The organism is Citrobacter freundii complex sp. CFNIH9, from assembly GCF_002903305.1.
Taxonomy (GTDB): domain Bacteria; phylum Pseudomonadota; class Gammaproteobacteria; order Enterobacterales; family Enterobacteriaceae; genus Citrobacter; species Citrobacter portucalensis.
In genome coordinates this window covers 1,351,882-1,369,586 of the sequence record NZ_CP026238.1, presented here as the reverse complement: position 1 = coordinate 1,369,586, position 17,705 = coordinate 1,351,882, and the positions used below count along the sequence as shown (strand labels likewise).

The window sequence follows — 17,705 nt, the reverse complement described above, 5'->3', positions numbered from 1 at the left end:
TTGCCGCCATACGACAATTCATCACACCAGTTGCTGATCAATAAACGTCATTTTTTGCTTACGCGACATCATGGCATGGTTCAACAGAACACCACCACACGCCACCATTCCCCCCAGTAATGCGGCCAGAATAACGATCATTGATTTAGCCGGACCGTCTTTTTTCACCGGCAGCGAAGGTGAAAGTTGATATTTAAACGGCGTAAATGTTACGTCACCCACATTCATCGCTAACAGTTGCTCAACGTGGTACTGGCGATTACGTAATTCACCGTTAATTTCAGCAACATCTGTTACTGATTTTTCTATTTCTAATTTACGTTCGATGCCGTCAGCACCCAGTGAAATAGAGAAATCGGGGTCATCCTTCACCGCCTGGCCATTACTGTAGACCGGCTTTTTAATCCCGGCGGCATTGGCGATCTCCAGCGAGTAGTTCAGTCGCTGGATATTTGCTTCCAACTGGTTTTTGAGCCTGACGCGATCCATCTCCAGTCTTTCTTTTTCATAACTGGTTTTGATGGACAATTTATTGCGAATATCTTCCAGCGTTTCTTTCACCACAAGGGCAGAAATATACTGGATATATCCCTTCAGCACTGACTGGGCTTCTTCGGCCTGAGGTGCGGTAAAACTCAGTGTCCATGAGGTATACAGCGAAGTTTCGTTCTTCTTACCCAGGTTAGGGAAGGTGCGAACAAGTTCCTGATATGAGATCATCATATTCATCCGGAGCGCATCCCAGAGGGACATCATGAGCCATCAACTCACCTTCGCCGATAGTGAATTCAGCACTAAGCGCCGTCAGACCCGAAAAGAGATTTTCCTCTCCCGCATGGAGCAGATTCTGCCATGGCAGAATATGACCGCTGTCATCGAGCCGTTTTATCCCAAGGCGGGCAATGGCCGACGGCCCTATCCGCTGGAGACCATGCTGCGTATTCACTGCATGCAGCATTGGTACAACCTGAGCGACGGTGCCATGGAAGATGCCCTGTACGAAATCGCCTCCATGCGCCTGTTTGCCCGATTATCCCTGGATAGCGCCCTGCCGGATCGCACCACCATCATGAATTTCCGCCACCTGCTCGAGCAGCATCAACTGGCCCGTCAATTGTTCAAGACCATCAATCGCTGGCTGGCCGAAGCAGGCGTCATGATGACCCAAGGCACTTTGGTGGATGCCACCATCATTGAGGCACCCAGCTCTACCAAGAACAAAGAGCAGCAACGCGATCCGGAGATGCATCAGACCAAGAAAGGCAATCAGTGGCACTTTGGCATGAAGGCCCACATTGGTGTCGATGCCAAGAGTGGCCTGACCCACAGCCTAGTCACCACCGCGGCCAACGAGCATGACCTCAATCAGCTGGGTAATCTGCTTCATGGAGAGGAGCAATTTGTCTCAGCCGATGCCGGCTACCAAGGAGCGCCACAGCGCGAGGAGCTGGCCGAGGTGGATGTGGACTGGCTGATCGCCGAGCGTCCCGGCAGGGTAAAAACCTTGAAGCAGCATCCGCGCAAGAACAAAACGGCCATCAACATCGAATACATGAAAGCCAGCATCCGTGCCAGGGTGGAGCACCCGTTTCGCATCATCAAGCGGCAGTTCGGCTTCGTGAAAGCCAGATACAAAGGGCTGCTGAAAAACGATAACCAACTGGCGATGTTATTCACCCTGGCCAACCTGTTTCGGGTGGACCAAATGATACGTCAGTGGGAGAGATCTCAGTAAAAACCGGAAATAACGCCAGAAATGGTGGAAAAAATAGCCTAAATAGGCTGATTCGATGTGTTTGCGGGAAAAAAATCGGCCCAGATCCGCGAAATTTTAATCAGCGAGTCAGCTTGGGAAGAAATGACCTGCTTATTCGCACCTTCCCTAAATAGCTGCGCCTAATACCGCTACACTTTTGCCTGACCATGTTTTCCTCCGGGGAATGGGCTGGCGGTTTCCATAAAATGGCGGACCTTTTTCAGTAACTGCCACATTGAGCGGCACTGATGATTACGGGTTATCGTGTCATGAAGTGCCTGCCATAGCTGTTCCACATGATTCACCCACGGCGAGTAAACCGGCTGGTAAATTACCCTGAACTTGGGATTTGCTTTCAACCAGCGCTGTGTTTCGCGGCTTTTATGGATAATGTAGTTATCAACGATCAGCGTGATTGTTTTCGCCCGCCGGTAAGTGGCTTTCAGGTGCTTCAGCAGAGCGATAAACAGCGCTGAACTTTTGCTGTTGCCGCCCACGTAGCTGACTTTACCCGTGCCACTGTGCAGTGCGCCGGCCAGATAGTATTTTTCGTTCTGCCCCGGCGTCACTACCCGTTTCTGCTGTCCGCGCAACTGCCAGTCCGCACCGATTTTAGGATTAAGGTGGATATCCACTTCATCTTCATAAAATACCGGATGCTCTGCGCTGCATTCATCCAGCGCTTTGTGGATTACCGCCATCTTTTCATCTTTATGTGGGTCACGGATACGCAGAGTTGGCGCGGCCCTGCGCCATACAAGCCCCGCAGATGGCAACCAGCGGCGAACGGTTCCTGCATGTAACTGGCAACCGGTTATCTCATTGATTTTTATTGCCAGTAATTCGGTGCTCCAGCGTGAACGTTGATAACCAAAATCGCCGGGAGAATGCTTTATCAGCTCACGTAACAGGGTGCAGATATGTTCAAAAGGCCAGCGTCGGGAGCGCCCTGCGGGTAAGGATTTCAGGCCTTCAATACCTGAGTGCGTAAACCAGTTAATCCAGCGACCAACGGATGAACGGGCACAACAGAGAGTTCTGGCAACATCGCTGACCCGTTCACCCCGATGAAGCATCAGCATGGCCGTGAGTCTGCGGGCATGATTTTTATCACGCGTTTTATGAATAGCTTTCTGCATCAGGCGTCGTTCGCCACGGGGTATTGGTACTATGATCGGCATCGCTCAGTCCGGTTGGTGATTTTGGTTGGTTTGGCGATTGATCAGATCGCACAATCCGGGCTGAGTTCCCTTTCAGTGATCTACTATTCCGCGCAGCTATTTAGTCAGAATTATCCGAAACAATCTTTGTGCTTGTCGCCCTACCAAAAATTATATTCGGAATTTATTCACCCCTTTCATCACCTTGCATTGCATAAAAAAGAACAATTCCATAACATATTATTTACATTATGGAATTGTTCGATCACCGCGATAGCAATATTCGTCTTGTTACACAGATTTATTAATCAGTGCATTTATTACAGGCCCTATCGCCTCAAATGAGGCAGGGGAAATAATGTCAACATGCGCGCAATCCTGGCGGTAAACATCCAGACTGGATATCCACGGCGACCAGCTGCGTTCAGGACTGACACCCGGTACTAACGTGCGCTCAGCAACGAACAGCGTAGCGTGACCTGCAAACGGCACGCTGTGTGCCGTGGTGAGCAGGCGAACCGCATCGGCATAGTTGCCTTCGATTGCGTTAAATAAAGCCTCTGACGCATTCCCCTGCTGCGCCGCCAGAAACGCTTCGCGTTCACGCTCGATCTCTGCCAGTACCGCTGGATCCAACCCATTAGCCTCTTTTTCTTGCCAGTTTTGCGTTTCTGGCGGCCAGGTATCCAACAGCCCGAGGAATGCAACCGTCTCTCCTCTGGCATGTAAGCGCGCGGCGATCCCTTGTGCCAGCGTGCCGCCCAGCGAATAACCTAATAAATAGTAAGGTCCGTGAGGTTGTTGACTGAGCAACGTTGCCAGGTGATGTTCGCATACCGCATCAAGATTTTCCGCCGTCTGCATAGGCCCATCCGGTCGTGGCGACTGAAGACCTACAATCGACCACTGCGGGCTGAGATATCGCGACAGCACGCTAAACTGCCAGGCAAAACCCGACGCCGGATGGAAACAGAACAGCGTTGGGCCGTGACTTTCACGAAGCGGCAGCAGTGCCTCAAATCCCATATGTTGCGACTGCTCATCATCAGTGCTCTCCAGTAGAGCACTCAGTTGTTCAACGGTAGAGGCCACCATAATCTGCCCCGGCGTCACCTGACGCTCAAAAACCCGGCTCAACTGTGCCGCCAGCTTCATCGCCAGCAACGAATGTCCGCCAAGCGCAAAGAAGTCTGCCGCCACGTCATTAACCTCGCAACCCAGCAAAGCCGCAAAAGACTGCGCGATGGTGGTTTCAGTCCCTGCTCGCGGTGCGCGCCCGGAAGTACGCGACGTCAACTGCGGCATCGGCAGCGCTTTACGATCCAGTTTACCGTTCGCGCTAAGCGGTAGCTCCGCCAGCTGCAACAAAACCGTCGGCACCATATGCGCAGGCAGTTTTTCACGCAGCTTTTCCCGCAACGCGGACGTATCCAGCGGTAAACCCGATTGTGACACCAGATACCCCACCAGTTGACGCGCATCGCCGCCTGTCGCCGCCGCCTGGTTGAATACGCAGGCGTGGGCAACGGCATGCTCGACATCAGGCAACTGCTGCATCACCCGGTCAATCTCGCCGAGCTCAATGCGTTGTCCGCGAATTTTAAGCTGGTCATCGCTGCGCCCGAGGTATTCCACCGCGCCATTTTCCAGCCAGCGAGCCACATCCCCGGTACGGTACATGCGTTCACCAACGTTAAACGGATCGGCGATAAAGCGGCTTACGGTCAGATCCGGACGGCCCAGATAACCTTGCGCCAGTTGGATCCCCGTCAGATATAAGTCACCAGCCACGCCGAAAGGCACAGGGCGCATCATGGCATCCAGGATACGTAAACCGGTATTCCATACCGGATAGCCAATCGGCACGCTGTTGCCGGTTACAGCAGCAAGGTCTTCCCCCCAGGCCGGATACCAGCTCACATCAACCGCTGCTTCCGTTGGTCCGTACAAATTGTGCAGTGGCGCATGAGTTAACTGTTCCCACTCACGGCATAAATCTGCAGGCAAGGCTTCGCCGCTGCAAAATACCCGTTTCAGCGAGGCACAACTCTCCCGCGCGGTTTCCGGCGTCAGTGAAGCGACAAAAGCGGCCAACATAGAGGGAACAAAGTGCGTGGTCGTCACCCCATATTGGGCAAAGAACTGCTGCATCGCCAGCGGATCGCGGTGCGCCTCAGGCTCTGCCATTACCAGCTTTGCCCCGGCAATAAACGGCCAGAAAAACTCCCATACCGAGACGTCAAAACTGCACGGTGTTTTCTGCGCCACCACATCATCCGCGGTCAGCGGATAGTGATTTTGCATCCACAGCAGACGGTTAACGATGGCGGTTTGCCCAACCATCACCCCTTTTGGTCTACCGGTAGAACCGGAAGTAAAAATGATATAGGCAGTATGATTGGGCTGAGATAGCGCCAGCGGAGCAGCATCTTCTGCTGGCAGGGGCGAGTCATAGCACAGACTTTCCAGCCCAGGAATATCGCTAAAGCGCGCCAGTTGCTCATTGGTCGCGATCAACAATTTTGGCTTCGCGTCTTCGAGCATCATCCGCAGGCGATCGTCCGGGTATCCGGTATCCAACGGCAGCCAGGCTGCACCGGCTTCAACGATACCGTGCAGCGCCAGCGTCAGGAACACGGAACGCGGTAATGCCACGGCGACGCTGTCGCCAGGCTTGACGCCGCGTGCACGCAAAAGGCTCGCCAGCGCCACGACCTGCTGGCGCATTTCGCGATAGCTAAACTGATAGCGGGCATCGGCCAACGCCGGGGCATCCGGCGTTTTATCGGCCTGCTGTACCACCAGCGCGCTCAGCGTAGTGGACGGGATCTCGACTGTGGTGTCATTAATCTTCGCCAGCCGCTCATGTTCTGTTGGCAACAGCATCCCGGCGTCGCCGCAGCATAGCGCCGGATTGTCGGCAAACTGCTCGATAAGCCCGATTAAACGCGAGGCATGCTGCGCCAGCGTTTCTGCATCGTAGCGCTGTTTATTGGCCAGAATTTCAATACTCAGCCCACCGTTTTCATCCGGGAATAACGCCAGTTCAAGATCGTTCACCGGCCCTGTCGCCAACGTGTGGGTTTGCGCCTGAACGCCGGGAATATTCAGCTGATAGTCGAATATTTTCACGTTCAGCACCGGGCCAAACAGCGGCTCGGCACCGGCTGCACGCCCGCTGTCGCGAACGATTTGTTCGGCATCATAACGTTGATGCCGACGCATTTTCTTCAACTGTCCGGCCAGTCGTTGTGCAAGCGCAGGCAAGCTTTCTGCCGCATCCAGCCTCACACCAAATGGCAGTACGTTTAAAACCGGTCCTGTGGAGGTCAACGCCGCCGACCCCATGCGCCGCATAAAGATAAACCCGGCGGCATAATCCATTCGGCTGCATAAACGTCCCAGCCACAATGCCACCAGTGCGAGGGCCAGATCCGCACGCTGAACGTCAGGCATACGTGCCGCAAGCCGACGAAACGCCCCTTCAGGCGCGGTTAACTTCATACGAATAATATCCGCGCTGGCCGATCGTCCCGGCAACGGATTGTTCGACAGCGAAGCAGGAGGCGGGAGTTGCTTTCGCTGCTCGCTCCAGAAAGCGCCGTCGCGTTGCCAGGCATCGCTTTGACGGTACTGTTGATACTCTTCCACCACCTCGGCGAACGGCGTAAAAGGCGAGTCTGGCGTAGGCTCGCCGTGTAGCCATGCGCGATAAATTGCGGCTATCTGGCGGGTAATGGCCGGAAAACTGAAGCCATCGACCAGCAAATGATGGTAACGCTGATACCAATACCAACGCTTTTCTCCCACCTGTATAAGCAGGTGAAAAACCAGCGGCTTATTGCCATCAGCACGTATGTCCTGCTGCAGGTCTGCCTGCATCAACGCACGCGCCGTCTCATGTGGATTGGATTTTGCGCGCAGGTCGATAATTTCAGGTTGCGCAAAGGCGAGCGCAGAATCCACCCATTGCCAGATCTCACCGTTATCTTCGCTAAACCGCATCCGCAGTGTATCGGCCTGCTCCAGGCCCGCCACAACGGCTTTCGCCAGCAACGACGCGTCCAGTTCGCCAGTTAACTCTACGTAGTGCGCCACGCTCCACGCCGAGGGCAATGTGGAGAGTTTTTCCGCCATCCAGATCCCCGGCTGAGCCGCCACTAACGGTAAACGCTGAGTCATGGAGCCTCCTGCACATCGACGTAGTTCGCGGTCGTAAGCGTGGTCCAGTTTGCTTCCAGCCATTGTTGGCAGGCTTCCTGGGATTGGGGTTCGCAAGCAATTTGCCAGCCAGCAGGAAGCGAGCACTGCTGCGGCCAAAGGCTAAACTGACGTTGGGGATTTTGCAGAATGTAAAACTGGCCCTGCGGATTATCGAAGGGGTTACTGAATTCCATACTCAACTCCTGTCGTGGAACATCGTCCGGTTAAATCGTGTCGGTAAGCGGTTGCCAGAGCGTCATTAGCCCTTGCATCAGACCGCCGCGCCAGCAAAGCGCATCGTGTCCGCCATCAACCTGACGCCAGAAAATAGACTGTGGTGCAGAAGGTAACTGGGCATATAGCGCCTGATTAGCGCGATAAATAATGGGCTCGCGGATCCCCGCTTCCAGGACAATACGCAGCCCCTGAGCACTGACGGTCCCGGTCTTCAGTTGCTCGACGATCGCCCCGTCCTGATGACCACCACGATGCGGCCACCAGTAAGAGCCCGACTGGCTAAGCACACAGCCAAAGCGCGCGGGCCAGTTCAGTCCAGCATACAGCGATGACAACCCGCCAAAACTTTGCCCAGCCACCACGGTGCGCTGCGGATCGTCACTAAACGCGGTCGTTGTCTTCACCTGTGGTAATAACTCCTCCTGCACCGCCAACCAAAAATCCGCATTACACGGTAGCTCATGGCTGCGGTGAGCCGTATCAATGGCATCAATCAGGAGATAAACGGCAGAAGGAAGGTGTCCGCGATGCGTGAGTGAAGTCAACGCAGGCCAGACCGGCATACTCTGTGCCCAAAACTGTCCGTCCAGCAGGATAGCCAACGGACGCGTTTCGGGTTGAGCATCACCGGTGGTAAACACCCATACGCGACGCGTATTGCCGAGCCTGGCGCTATGCCATTGCAGGCAAACTGCGGGTGAATCTGGGTTTTCAGGTCGATCCCATCCTGGCTGTACTGGTGCCTCCGGCATTTCCAGCGCAGACACCGCGTGGCCACGACCGCCCCGCCAGCTCTGCGGATTAAGGGGATCAGCAATGGCCTGTGGCAGCAATTGCCGCCAGCCTTCACGCAGTATGCTTCGGTCAGGCGCAGCATCCGCCGCCAGCGAGGAGAAGATATTGTTGCGCTCTGTTGGGATAAAACAGTAGCTGCCACGCCAGTTGGCGCTGAGGGAAACACTCCAGCACCAAACATTTGTTCCATCAATACGTCGCATCGACTGAGGGGTGGCATTTTGATGGTGGTCGGTGACGCCGGTGATATAAACCCAAACGCGATGAATGGCTGACTCATTTTCCGTTCCCTGCGGGTCACGCCACCAGAAGGTTACCCGATAATTTCCGTTGTCTTCACGCTCCCACTCCGGGCCTTTTTTCGACTGCCACCACGCCTCGCTTCCCATCTTTAACGTCGTCACAGCCATAACCCCATGTTTATTGTGAAATTTTATGATCTAGCGTGAAATATATTGATAATATTATTGATAACTATTTGCATTTGCAATAGCGTATTGTCGCGCTGTGGGAAGCGCGTACAGTTTTTCACCACTTATAAACCGACCTGGCGCTGCGTACTTTTTCTGGAATGGATAGTTTACGCAGATGCGGGCGACATCAGGCCAAATGCCGTACCACGGCACATTGGTACTCGTGGCTAAAAGAACAGCAGGACATACAATGAACAACAAGATTCATTCACTGGCCTTATTGGTCAATTTAGGGATTTACGGGGTAGCCCTGCCAGCAATGGCAGAAGATCAAACCGATAGCGTCGCTGTCTCTCATGAAGACACCATCGTCGTTACCGCCGCCCAGCAGAACCTGCAGGCGCCGGGCGTTTCAACCATTACCGCTGATGAAATTCGTAAGAACCCTCCCGCTCGCGATGTGTCGGAAATCATCCGTACCATGCCTGGCGTTAACCTGACCGGTAACTCAACCAGCGGTCAGCGCGGCAACAACCGCCAGATCGATATTCGCGGCATGGGGCCAGAAAACACCCTGATTTTGATCGACGGTAAACCGGTTACCAGCCGTAACTCCGTGCGTCAGGGCTGGCGCGGCGAGCGTGATACTCGTGGCGATACCGCCTGGGTTCCACCGGAAATGATCGAACGTATTGAAGTGCTGCGCGGTCCTGCCGCGGCACGCTATGGCAACGGTGCAGCTGGCGGTGTGGTGAATATCATCACCAAAAAGGGCGGCAATGAATGGCACGGCTCCTGGGATACCTATTTCAACGCCCCGGAACACAAAGACGAAGGATCGACCAAGCGCACCAACTTTAGCCTGAATGGTCCAATGGGCGGGGATTTCAGCTTCCGCCTGTACGGTAATCTTGATAAAACCCAGGCCGACGCATGGGACATCAACCAGGGCCATCAGTCAGAACGTACCGGCACTTACGCCAACACCTTACCGGCCGGTCGTGAAGGGGTGATCAACAAAGACATTAACGGCGTGGTGCGCTGGGATTTCGCCCCGCTCCAGTCACTGGAACTGGAAGCCGGTTATAGCCGTCAGGGCAACCTGTATGCAGGTGACACCCAAAACACCAATACCAACCAGCTGGTGAAAGATAACTACGGGAAAGAGACCAACCGTCTTTACCGCCAGAATTACTCTTTGACCTGGAACGGCGGTTGGGATAACGGCGTCACCACCAGCAACTGGGTGCAGTATGAACATACGCGTAACTCCCGTACACCAGAAGGCCTGGCAGGTGGTACGGAAGGGATCTTCGACCCGAATGCGTCACAAAAATATGTCGATGCCGACCTGAATGACGTCATGCTGCACAGTGAAATCAGCATTCCGTTTGATCTGCTGGTGAACCAAAACCTGACGCTGGGTACTGAATGGAACCAGCAACGCATGAAGGACATGTTGTCCAATTCGCAGACCTTTATGGGCGGCGATATTCCAGGGTCCAGCAGCACCAACCGTAGCCCGTACTCAGACGCAGAGATTTTCTCCCTGTTTGCTGAAAACAACATGGAACTGACCGACAGCACCATGCTGACGCCGGGTCTGCGTTTCGACCACCACAGCATCGTTGGCGACAACTGGAGCCCATCTCTGAACCTGTCACAGGGTCTGGGTGATGACTTCACGCTGAAGATGGGGATTGCGCGCGCCTATAAAGCACCAAGCCTGTACCAGCTCAACCCGAACTACATTCTGTACAGTAAAGGCCAGGGTTGCTACGCCACCGGTTCCGCGACCGGAATTGGTTGCTACATGATGGGCAACGATGACCTGAAGGCTGAAACCAGTATCAACAAAGAGATTGGTCTTGAGTTCAAGCGTGACGGTTGGCTGGCTGGGGTAACCTGGTTCCGTAACGATTACCGCAACAAGATTGAAGCGGGTACGGTACCGTTTGATAGAACATCTATCACCAACAAAGGGAAGACGACTTACACCGATATCTATCAGTGGGAAAACATTCCTAAAGCGGTGGTTGAGGGCCTGGAAGGTACGTTGAACGTGCCGGTTAGCGAAACCGTTAACTGGACCAACAACATTACCTACATGCTGCAAAGTAAGAATAAAGAGACCGGCGAGCGCCTGTCGATTATTCCTGAATATACCCTGAACTCAACGCTGAGCTGGCAGGCACGCGAAGATTTGTCGCTGCAGTCCACCTTCACCTGGTACGGCAAACAGCAGCCGAAGAAATACGATTACCAGGGTAAACCAGTAACCGGTAGTTCGGCGAGTGAAGTCAGCCCGTACAGCATCGTCGGCCTGAGCGCGACCTGGGATGTGACGAAAAACGTCAGCCTGACCGGCGGCGTGGATAACGTCTTCGACAAACGTCTGTGGCGTGAAGGTAATGCCCAGACCACGGGCGATATTGTAACCGGGAACTATATGGCGGGCGCTGGCGCGAATACCTATAACGAACCGGGCCGGACGTGGTTCATGAGCGTAAACACCCACTTCTGATAACGCTTTCCCTCTCCTCGCTGCGGGGAGAGGGAAATTATAACTATCATGCACACCACGCACACACCGCTCACTTTCGCAGACCACACGCTGCACATGGTCGAGTTCGATCCCGACAGCTTCCATGAGCACGACCTGCTCTGGCTCCCCCACCACTCTCAGCTTCAATCCTGTGGACGTAAGCGTAAAGCTGAGCACTTAGCAGGGCGTATTGCCGCAGTACATGCATTACGTGAATACGGTATCAAAACTGTACCTGGCATCGGCGGGCAGCGACAACCGCTGTGGCCACAAAAGTTGTTTGGCAGCATCAGCCATAGTGCATCAACTGCGCTGGCGGTAGTATCGACGCATCCCGTTGGGCTGGATATAGAAGCTATTTTTATGCCACAAACCGCAGTTGAGCTGGCTGACGGTATTATCGATAACCACGAACGACCGATTTTGCATCATTCTGAATTGCCCTTTCCACTCGCCTTAACTCTGGCATTCAGCGCCAAGGAGAGCCTGTATAAGGCGTTTTCCACTCAGGCATCCGGGTTACCAGGTTTCACCAGCGCCAAAATTACCGCACTCACGAATCAGCAATTAATATTGCAAATCATGCCATCATTTTCGCCTAACCTCGCCAATCAGGAAATTAACGTGCATTGGTTTCAACGCGATTACCATGTCATTACTCTGTGCGACGTTACTTTTTAACAAAGTCACCAATCGCCAGATAGGTGGCTTTTGCTTCCTGCGGGACTTTGTCCTCCAGCATCAGATAAGCATGCGTCATCCCAGGAAAGTGAACATGCTGTACGGGTATCCCCTCAGCTTGCAGTCTGGCGACAAAAGCAAAATTCTCATCCCGTAAAGGATCCAACCCACCACTGACTACAAGAGTGGGTGGAAAATCCTGGCTCAACGGCAGGTAAAGCGGAGACGTCTGTTTACGATCTTCTTCATTGCGGAAATATTGCTGAAAATACCAGCGTACTTTGCTTTCATCCAGTAGCTTTCCGGTACCGTTCTCCTGCACCGATGGCCAGTTCAGCGTGTAGTCCAGGCTCGGATAAATCAGCACCAGGCGATGAATAAATCCTGGCTGCTCGCGGGAAAAGTAGGCCGCCAGCGTCGCGCTAAATGCGCCGCCACCGCTGTCGCCGATAAGCGTGAGTTGGCGAGTGTAAGGAATATGCTGACTGTCGAGCAGCGACCAGACGTTTTCTATTACGGCTTTAGCATCAGAAAGACCAGCCGGATACGGGTTTTCTGGCGCAAGTCGATAATCAACCGACACAACGATATTCCCTGTCGCCATCGCCAGATGACGGGCAACCGGGTCATACACTTCCACCGAACCGCTCAGATGCCCACCGCCATGGATAAACACCACCACCTTCGGCTCTCCGGTCAGTGCCGGGCGATAAATCCGTACCGGGATGCGACGCTCTCCGGTATCCACTTCCGTATTGATAATTGCCGCCATCGGTTCTGAGGTGGACACATTTGCTTTTGTCAGTGCTGCTAACCCTGCTCTTGAGCTGAGCGTGTCGTAGCAAAGGTTGGGATTGCGAGGTTGTGCTGCGAGTAAATCAGCCAGAAGCGCGGGCGGTGTTTGCGTCAGCGAGCCATGTTCCTGTTGCCAGCGCTGTTGATAACCTTGCTGTTGCGTCTGCACAGTCTCAACGTTGGCAGTCTCACAGGAAAAGCACTCTGCCATCGACTGGCGTTGCCGTCCGTTTTCATCAAAGTTCTCTGCGGCCAACCAGCGCTGTAACACGGTGTCACACTGGGGCCATTCGCTATCAATCATTGATAACCAGTCGCTGTCGCGATTACGCCCCTTGCGCACAATCTTCTGGCGAAAGCGACCTTCGAAGATAAACCCAAGGCGTTCCGCTGCCCGTCGAGAAGCGGTGTTCAGAGAATCGCATTTCCACTCCACGCGACGATAGCCCAACGCAAATGCCTGGCGTAACAGCAGCCAGATGCTTTCGGTGCCGAGAACCGTATTTTTCATACGCGGTGACCAGGTCACATGACCAATTTCGACCGAACCGTGCTCTCGTTCAATCGCCATAAAGCACACCAGTCCGACAGCTCGTCCTGAACGCTGTTCAATGACGGCATAGGGAACCAGAGATGCATCAGTAACTTTCCCCTGCACCCAGCAAACTGCGGCCTCGACGCTTGTGGGGCGAGAGCTTGCAAGCCAGGTCCAGTCGCGATCGTCCGGCGCCTGCGCGTAGGCATCAAACAGATCGGCGGCATGGCTGCCGGCATCCAGGGGAACCAGTCGACAATATTGCCCTATCAGCGTTTCCCGTGGCAGTACGTCAGCGCCATTCCAGTCCGGCACGACATCGCCGACGGTTTGCCCATAAAGATTTATTTCCGGCACGATTCAACCCCAGTAGCGAAGTAAAAAATAGTTATAACACTGGCCATTACGCCTTCAAAGCGTCGCAAGGGTGATTTTGACGACGAACAGAAAATCATCAGTCCTTCTATACTGATTAAAAATCAACGCGGAAGAGAGCCTTATGCCACTACCCGATTTTCATGTTTCCGACCCTTTTACGTTAGGCATTGAACTGGAAATGCAGGTGGTCAATCCGCCAGGCTACGACCTGAGTCAGGATTCTTCCCGGCTGATTGATACCGTAAAACCGCAGCTCACCGCCGGAGAAGTGAAGCACGATATCACCGAAAGTATGCTGGAGATGGCGACCGGAGTTTGCCGCAATATCGACCAGGCTGATGCTGAATTGTCCGCTATGCAGCAGATAATTATGCGAGTTGCTGCAGAGCATCACCTCGCCATTTGTGGCGGTGGCACACATCCATTTCAAAAATGGCAACGTCAGGAAGTCTGCGATGACGAACGCTATCGGCGCAACCTGGAAAATTTTGGCTATCTTATCCAGCAGGCGACGGTGTTTGGCCAGCATGTGCATATCGGCTGCGCAAACGGCGATGATGCCATTTACCTGCTACACGGCCTGTCGCGATTTGTTCCCCATTTTATTGCGCTCTCGGCCACCTCACCTTATATGCAGACGTCCGACACGCGGTTTGCCTGCGCGCGCCTGAATATTTTCTCCGGATTTCCCGATAATGGTCCGATGCCATGGGTGAATAACTGGCAGGAATTCGAGGGGCTATTCCGTCGACTGGCTTACACCAGCATGATTGATAGCATTAAAGATTTACACTGGGATATCCGCCCCAGCCCGCACTTTGGCACGGTAGAGGTTCGGGTAATGGATACGCCGCTGACCCTTGATCATGCGGTCAATATGGCAGGACTTATTCAGGCTACCGCCCACTGGTTACTCACCAAACGTCCATTCAAGCACCAGGAGCGTGATTACCTGTTGTATAAATTCAATCGTTTTCAGGCCTGTCGCTTTGGTATGGCGGGAATCGTCACCGACGTCAATACCGGCGACGGTTGCCGCCTGTCAGAAGACACATTGCGACTCCTGGAGAATATCGCTACCTCTGCAGATAAAGTAGGCGCAACCAGCGCGATTGAAGCTATACATCTGCAGGTTAAAAATGGTCATGATGAAGCACAAAACATGCGTGACTTTGTCGCCGAAGGCGGGTCACTGAGTGGACTGGTGAAAAAACATTGTGAGATTTGGGCGGGGTTGTAAGCGTGGGTATTTGCGTTGCCCGCTGAGATCCCGGACAATAGCTTTTTAACTCAAGTTTAACAATGTCATGAAACACCCGCTTGAATCACTGATGACTGTCGCAGGGATCCTGCTACTGGCTTTTTTGTCTTGCCTGCTGCTACCCGCCCCCTCGCTTGGCCTGGTGCTGGCGCAAAAACTCGTCGCCATTTTTCATCTGATGGATCTCAATCAGTTTTATACTTTGCTGTTTTGCCTGTGGTTTTTACTGCTGGGCGTGATTGAATATTTGGTGCTGCGCTTCATCTGGCGGCGCTGGTTCTCGCTGGCGGATTAGGCCCGCGAGAACCCTCTGCTGTTAATGCGTTCGGCTATGATTTTCTTTGCGATAAGCTCCCGGCGGCTGGCTGAACGTACGGGTGAAAATACGCGTAAAGGTCTGCTGCGAATCGAATCCGTATTTCAAACAGATGTCGTACACTTTCTGGTCGGTATCGCGTAGATCGCGCGCCGCCAACAGCAGCTTGCGCTCGCGGATGTAACGCCCAAGACTTTCGCCTTTGTACTGCATAAAAAGACGCTGCAGGTGCCATTTGGAATATCCCGCATGGCGTGCAATATCATCAATGCGCAATGGTTGATTCAAATTATCATCAATCCATTCAACAATCGTATCAATTACCTGAGCAGAAATCGTCATCATGCTCTCCCCTGTATTCATTGAGTCACCTGTTGCCACCAGGCCGTAAACGGTTGGTCCGGTTCGGACAGTATTACCGGTTCACCCAGCATTGGCGTCAGCAGTCGGTAATCCTGATGACGACTGGCAAGCGCCAGTCGTTTGTAAGGATCATCCCAGGTATGTTTCGCCAGAACGAAACGGCCGGCATGCCCTGGCAACACAGCTTTCGCATGCAGATCTGCCGCAGCCTGCGCCGTCTCTTCCGGCATCATGTGAATAAACTTCCAATCCTGGTCATACTGACCGTTCTCCATAATCGCCAAATCGACAGAGCCAAACTGCTCGCCGATGGCTTTAAAATGCGGTCCATAGCCGGAATCGCCACTGTAATAAACGTTCTGCTCCGGCGTTTCGAACATGAAGCTCGCCCATAGCGTTTGGTTGCGTTTGATACCGCGTCCCGAGAAATGACGAGCAGGCAGCACATGAACGATCAGCGAATCCGTCACTCTGACGGACTGATTCCAGTCCCGTTCTTCGATTGTCTCGCTGCGCATCCCCCAGTAACGCAGATGCGACCCGACGCCGAGTGGCGTAATCACCCGCTTAATTTTCGGCATTAGCGCCTTGATAGTGGCGAGATCCAGATGGTCATAGTGATCGTGCGAGATGATGAGCAGGTCTATCTCCGGCATCGTCTGTGCGGTCCACGGATAATCACCGGCAAAGGCCTTGTTCAGGAACGAGAACGGTGCGGCATAATTGCTGAAAACCGGATCAATCAGGATACGTTGACCCGCCAGCTGTAAATACCACGAAGAATGGCCCAGCCAGACCAGGGTATCCTGCTGCGGCGAAAGCCCGGCGAGATCGGTCGCGACCATAGGTAACGGTTGTGCTGGTCGTGCATTTTCACGCTTAGCGACCAGAAACTCCCACCAGGCCGCCAGCATGCCTTTGTTGCCGGTATAGCCCAGTGTCGGCACCTGGTTATGAAACTGTCCATCACGATAGTGCGGTGACTGTTCAACCTGACTCAGTTGTGCCCCTTGCGGCGCCTGACCAAACCCGGCATTGAGTACAAACGGTAAACTTGCAGCTGCAGCAATAAGCATAATAACAACCACACAAACTGTGAGACGCTTCATATCCTGACCTTAAACGCGCCCCCTTTCCGCTGGTTTGCGCGACTGACTCTTGATTATGAGTGAGTAAGCACTCATTATAGAAATCGAAAGTTCTCCGTCAAGATGATTTTCAATCTTTGACATTCGCCGTTGCGGCGCAGCAAACGCCGTGATTCAATCATGTTTTTTACAGACTAAAGGGTAAAGTGTAGTGGCTCGTCCGAAGAGTGAAGACAAAAAACTGGCATTACTGGAAGCTGCAACCACAGCATTTGCACAATCAGGTGTTGCGGCTTCGACCGCCGTGATAGCCCGTAATGCAGGGGTTGCGGAGGGAACGTTGTTTCGCTATTTCGCGACCAAAGATGATTTGATCAACGAGCTTTACCTCTTTTTGAAGCAAGACCTTTGTCAGTCGATGATGGCAAACCTGGATCGTTCAGTGACTGATGCCAAAACCATGACTCACTACATCTGGAACAGCTACATTAGCTGGGGCCTGAACCACACCTGCGGGCATCGCACGATTCGTCAGTTGGCCGTCAGCGAGAAAATAAGCAAGGAAACCGAACAACAGGCTGACGATATGTTCCCGGAACTGCGCGATCTTTGTCATCGTTCCGTACGACCCGAGTTTATGTCTGACGAATATCGCGCCTTTGGCGACGGGCTATTCCTTTCTCTGGCAGAAACCACCATGGAGTTCGCCGCCCGCGACGCTGCCCGCGCAAATGAATATATTTCGATGGGGTTTGAAGCCATGTGGCGCGCCCTGACCCGCGAGGAACAATAATGGACGGCCAGACCCTTCCTGCCTGTGCGAAACGCCTTGCGCTCGAACTACCTTTTACCGAACACTGCTGGCCTTTCGGCCCGGAATACGATGTCTTCAAGGTTGGCGGTAAAATTTTTATGCTGGTCACGGAGCTTCGCGGACGGCCACTTATTAACCTGAAATCCGATCCGCAAAAATCACTGTTAAACCAGCAGATCTACCCCAGCATTAAGCCCGGCTATCACATGAATAAAAAGCACTGGATCTCGGTCTATCCTGGTGACGATATTACCGAGTCATTACTGGCAGAGCTGGTGAATGATTCCTGGCACCGCGTCGTCGACGGCTTGCCGAAACGGGATCAAAAACGCCTGCGTCCAGGTTGATTTATCGCTAACCCCGAT

General features: G+C 53.4%; 13 protein-coding genes and 3 pseudogenes. 7 read left to right on the top strand and 9 right to left on the bottom strand.

Features of this window, described 5'->3' with window-relative positions:
- Window positions 1-21: 21 nt before the first annotated feature.
- Window positions 22-684: pseudogene (gene wzz(fepE), locus C2U43_RS06865) on the bottom strand (LPS O-antigen length regulator Wzz(fepE)); the annotation flags it as partial.
- A 70-nt stretch (window positions 685-754) separates the two neighbouring features.
- Here wzz(fepE) and C2U43_RS06860 point away from each other — a divergent pair.
- A complete protein-coding gene (locus C2U43_RS06860) occupies window positions 755-1,735 on the top strand; it encodes an IS5-like element ISKpn26 family transposase (protein ID WP_000019450.1) in 981 nt (326 codons plus the stop codon).
- Window positions 1,736-1,905: 170 nt separating this feature from the next.
- Here the strand turns inward: C2U43_RS06860 and C2U43_RS06850 are convergent, their stop codons facing one another.
- The 4 genes from C2U43_RS06850 to fes all read right to left on the bottom strand — a co-directional run bounded on the left by C2U43_RS06850 (window position 1,906) and on the right by fes (window position 8,561).
- Window positions 1,906-2,937 (bottom strand): IS630-like element ISEc33 family transposase, encoded by a 1,032-nt coding sequence (locus tag C2U43_RS06850; protein ID WP_001752311.1) that lies wholly within the window; start codon window positions 2,935-2,937, stop codon window positions 1,906-1,908.
- Window positions 2,938-3,207: 270 nt separating this feature from the next.
- Window positions 3,208-7,098 (bottom strand): enterobactin non-ribosomal peptide synthetase EntF, encoded by a 3,891-nt coding sequence (gene entF, locus C2U43_RS06840; protein WP_103284859.1) that lies wholly within the window; start codon window positions 7,096-7,098, stop codon window positions 3,208-3,210.
- Window positions 7,095-7,313: an MbtH family protein gene (locus C2U43_RS06835; RefSeq protein ID WP_032941816.1), complete on the bottom strand. Its 219-nt coding sequence runs from the start codon at window positions 7,311-7,313 to the stop codon at window positions 7,095-7,097. Before C2U43_RS06835 ends, entF begins: the two co-directional genes overlap by 4 nt.
- Before the next feature lie 30 nt (window positions 7,314-7,343).
- A complete protein-coding gene (gene fes / locus C2U43_RS06830; protein ID WP_103284858.1) occupies window positions 7,344-8,561 on the bottom strand; it encodes an enterochelin esterase in 1,218 nt (405 codons plus the stop codon).
- A 253-nt stretch (window positions 8,562-8,814) separates the two neighbouring features.
- On the opposite strand from fes, the gene C2U43_RS06820 reads away from it, so the two are divergent.
- On the top strand, window positions 8,815-11,088 hold the full coding sequence (locus tag C2U43_RS06820; RefSeq protein WP_103284856.1) for a TonB-dependent siderophore receptor: 2,274 nt from the start codon (window positions 8,815-8,817) through the stop codon (window positions 11,086-11,088).
- A 48-nt stretch (window positions 11,089-11,136) separates the two neighbouring features.
- Window positions 11,137-11,790 (top strand): enterobactin synthase subunit EntD, encoded by a 654-nt coding sequence (gene entD, locus C2U43_RS06815; protein WP_103284855.1) that lies wholly within the window; start codon window positions 11,137-11,139, stop codon window positions 11,788-11,790.
- Here the strand turns inward: entD and C2U43_RS29710 are convergent.
- Window positions 11,780-12,493 (bottom strand): annotated as a pseudogene (locus C2U43_RS29710) (alpha/beta hydrolase); the annotation flags it as partial. The gene entD and the pseudogene C2U43_RS29710 overlap by 11 nt on opposite strands.
- Window positions 12,494-12,787: 294 nt before the next feature.
- Window positions 12,788-13,477 (bottom strand): annotated as a pseudogene (locus C2U43_RS29705) (GNAT family N-acetyltransferase); the annotation flags it as partial.
- A 142-nt stretch (window positions 13,478-13,619) separates the two neighbouring features.
- On the opposite strand from C2U43_RS29705, the gene C2U43_RS06805 reads away from it, so the two are divergent.
- Both C2U43_RS06805 and C2U43_RS06800 read left to right on the top strand, forming a co-directional pair.
- Window positions 13,620-14,738: a YbdK family carboxylate-amine ligase gene (locus tag C2U43_RS06805; RefSeq protein ID WP_103284854.1), complete on the top strand. Its 1,119-nt coding sequence runs from the start codon at window positions 13,620-13,622 to the stop codon at window positions 14,736-14,738.
- A 67-nt stretch (window positions 14,739-14,805) separates the two neighbouring features.
- Window positions 14,806-15,054 carry a DUF1158 domain-containing protein gene (locus C2U43_RS06800; RefSeq protein ID WP_008784044.1) on the top strand — a complete coding sequence of 83 codons (249 nt, stop codon included), beginning with the start codon at window positions 14,806-14,808 and terminating at the stop codon, window positions 15,052-15,054.
- Window positions 15,055-15,075: 21 nt separating this feature from the next.
- On the opposite strand, the gene C2U43_RS06795 is transcribed toward C2U43_RS06800, so the two are convergent.
- Together C2U43_RS06795 and C2U43_RS06790 are read right to left on the bottom strand one after the other, a co-directional pair.
- On the bottom strand, window positions 15,076-15,417 hold the full coding sequence (locus C2U43_RS06795) for a RamA family antibiotic efflux transcriptional regulator (protein WP_003021996.1): 342 nt from the start codon (window positions 15,415-15,417) through the stop codon (window positions 15,076-15,078).
- Window positions 15,418-15,434: 17 nt separating this feature from the next.
- Window positions 15,435-16,547: an MBL fold metallo-hydrolase gene (locus C2U43_RS06790; protein ID WP_103284853.1), complete on the bottom strand. Its 1,113-nt coding sequence runs from the start codon at window positions 16,545-16,547 to the stop codon at window positions 15,435-15,437.
- A 190-nt stretch (window positions 16,548-16,737) separates the two neighbouring features.
- On the opposite strand from C2U43_RS06790, the gene C2U43_RS06785 reads away from it, so the two are divergent.
- Window positions 16,738-17,319 carry a TetR/AcrR family transcriptional regulator gene (locus C2U43_RS06785; RefSeq protein ID WP_071445801.1) on the top strand — a complete coding sequence of 194 codons (582 nt, stop codon included), beginning with the start codon at window positions 16,738-16,740 and terminating at the stop codon, window positions 17,317-17,319.
- On the top strand, window positions 17,319-17,687 hold the full coding sequence (locus C2U43_RS06780; protein ID WP_008784040.1) for an MmcQ/YjbR family DNA-binding protein: 369 nt from the start codon (window positions 17,319-17,321) through the stop codon (window positions 17,685-17,687). Before C2U43_RS06785 ends, C2U43_RS06780 begins: the two co-directional genes overlap by 1 nt.
- Window positions 17,688-17,705: the final 18 nt, after the last annotated feature.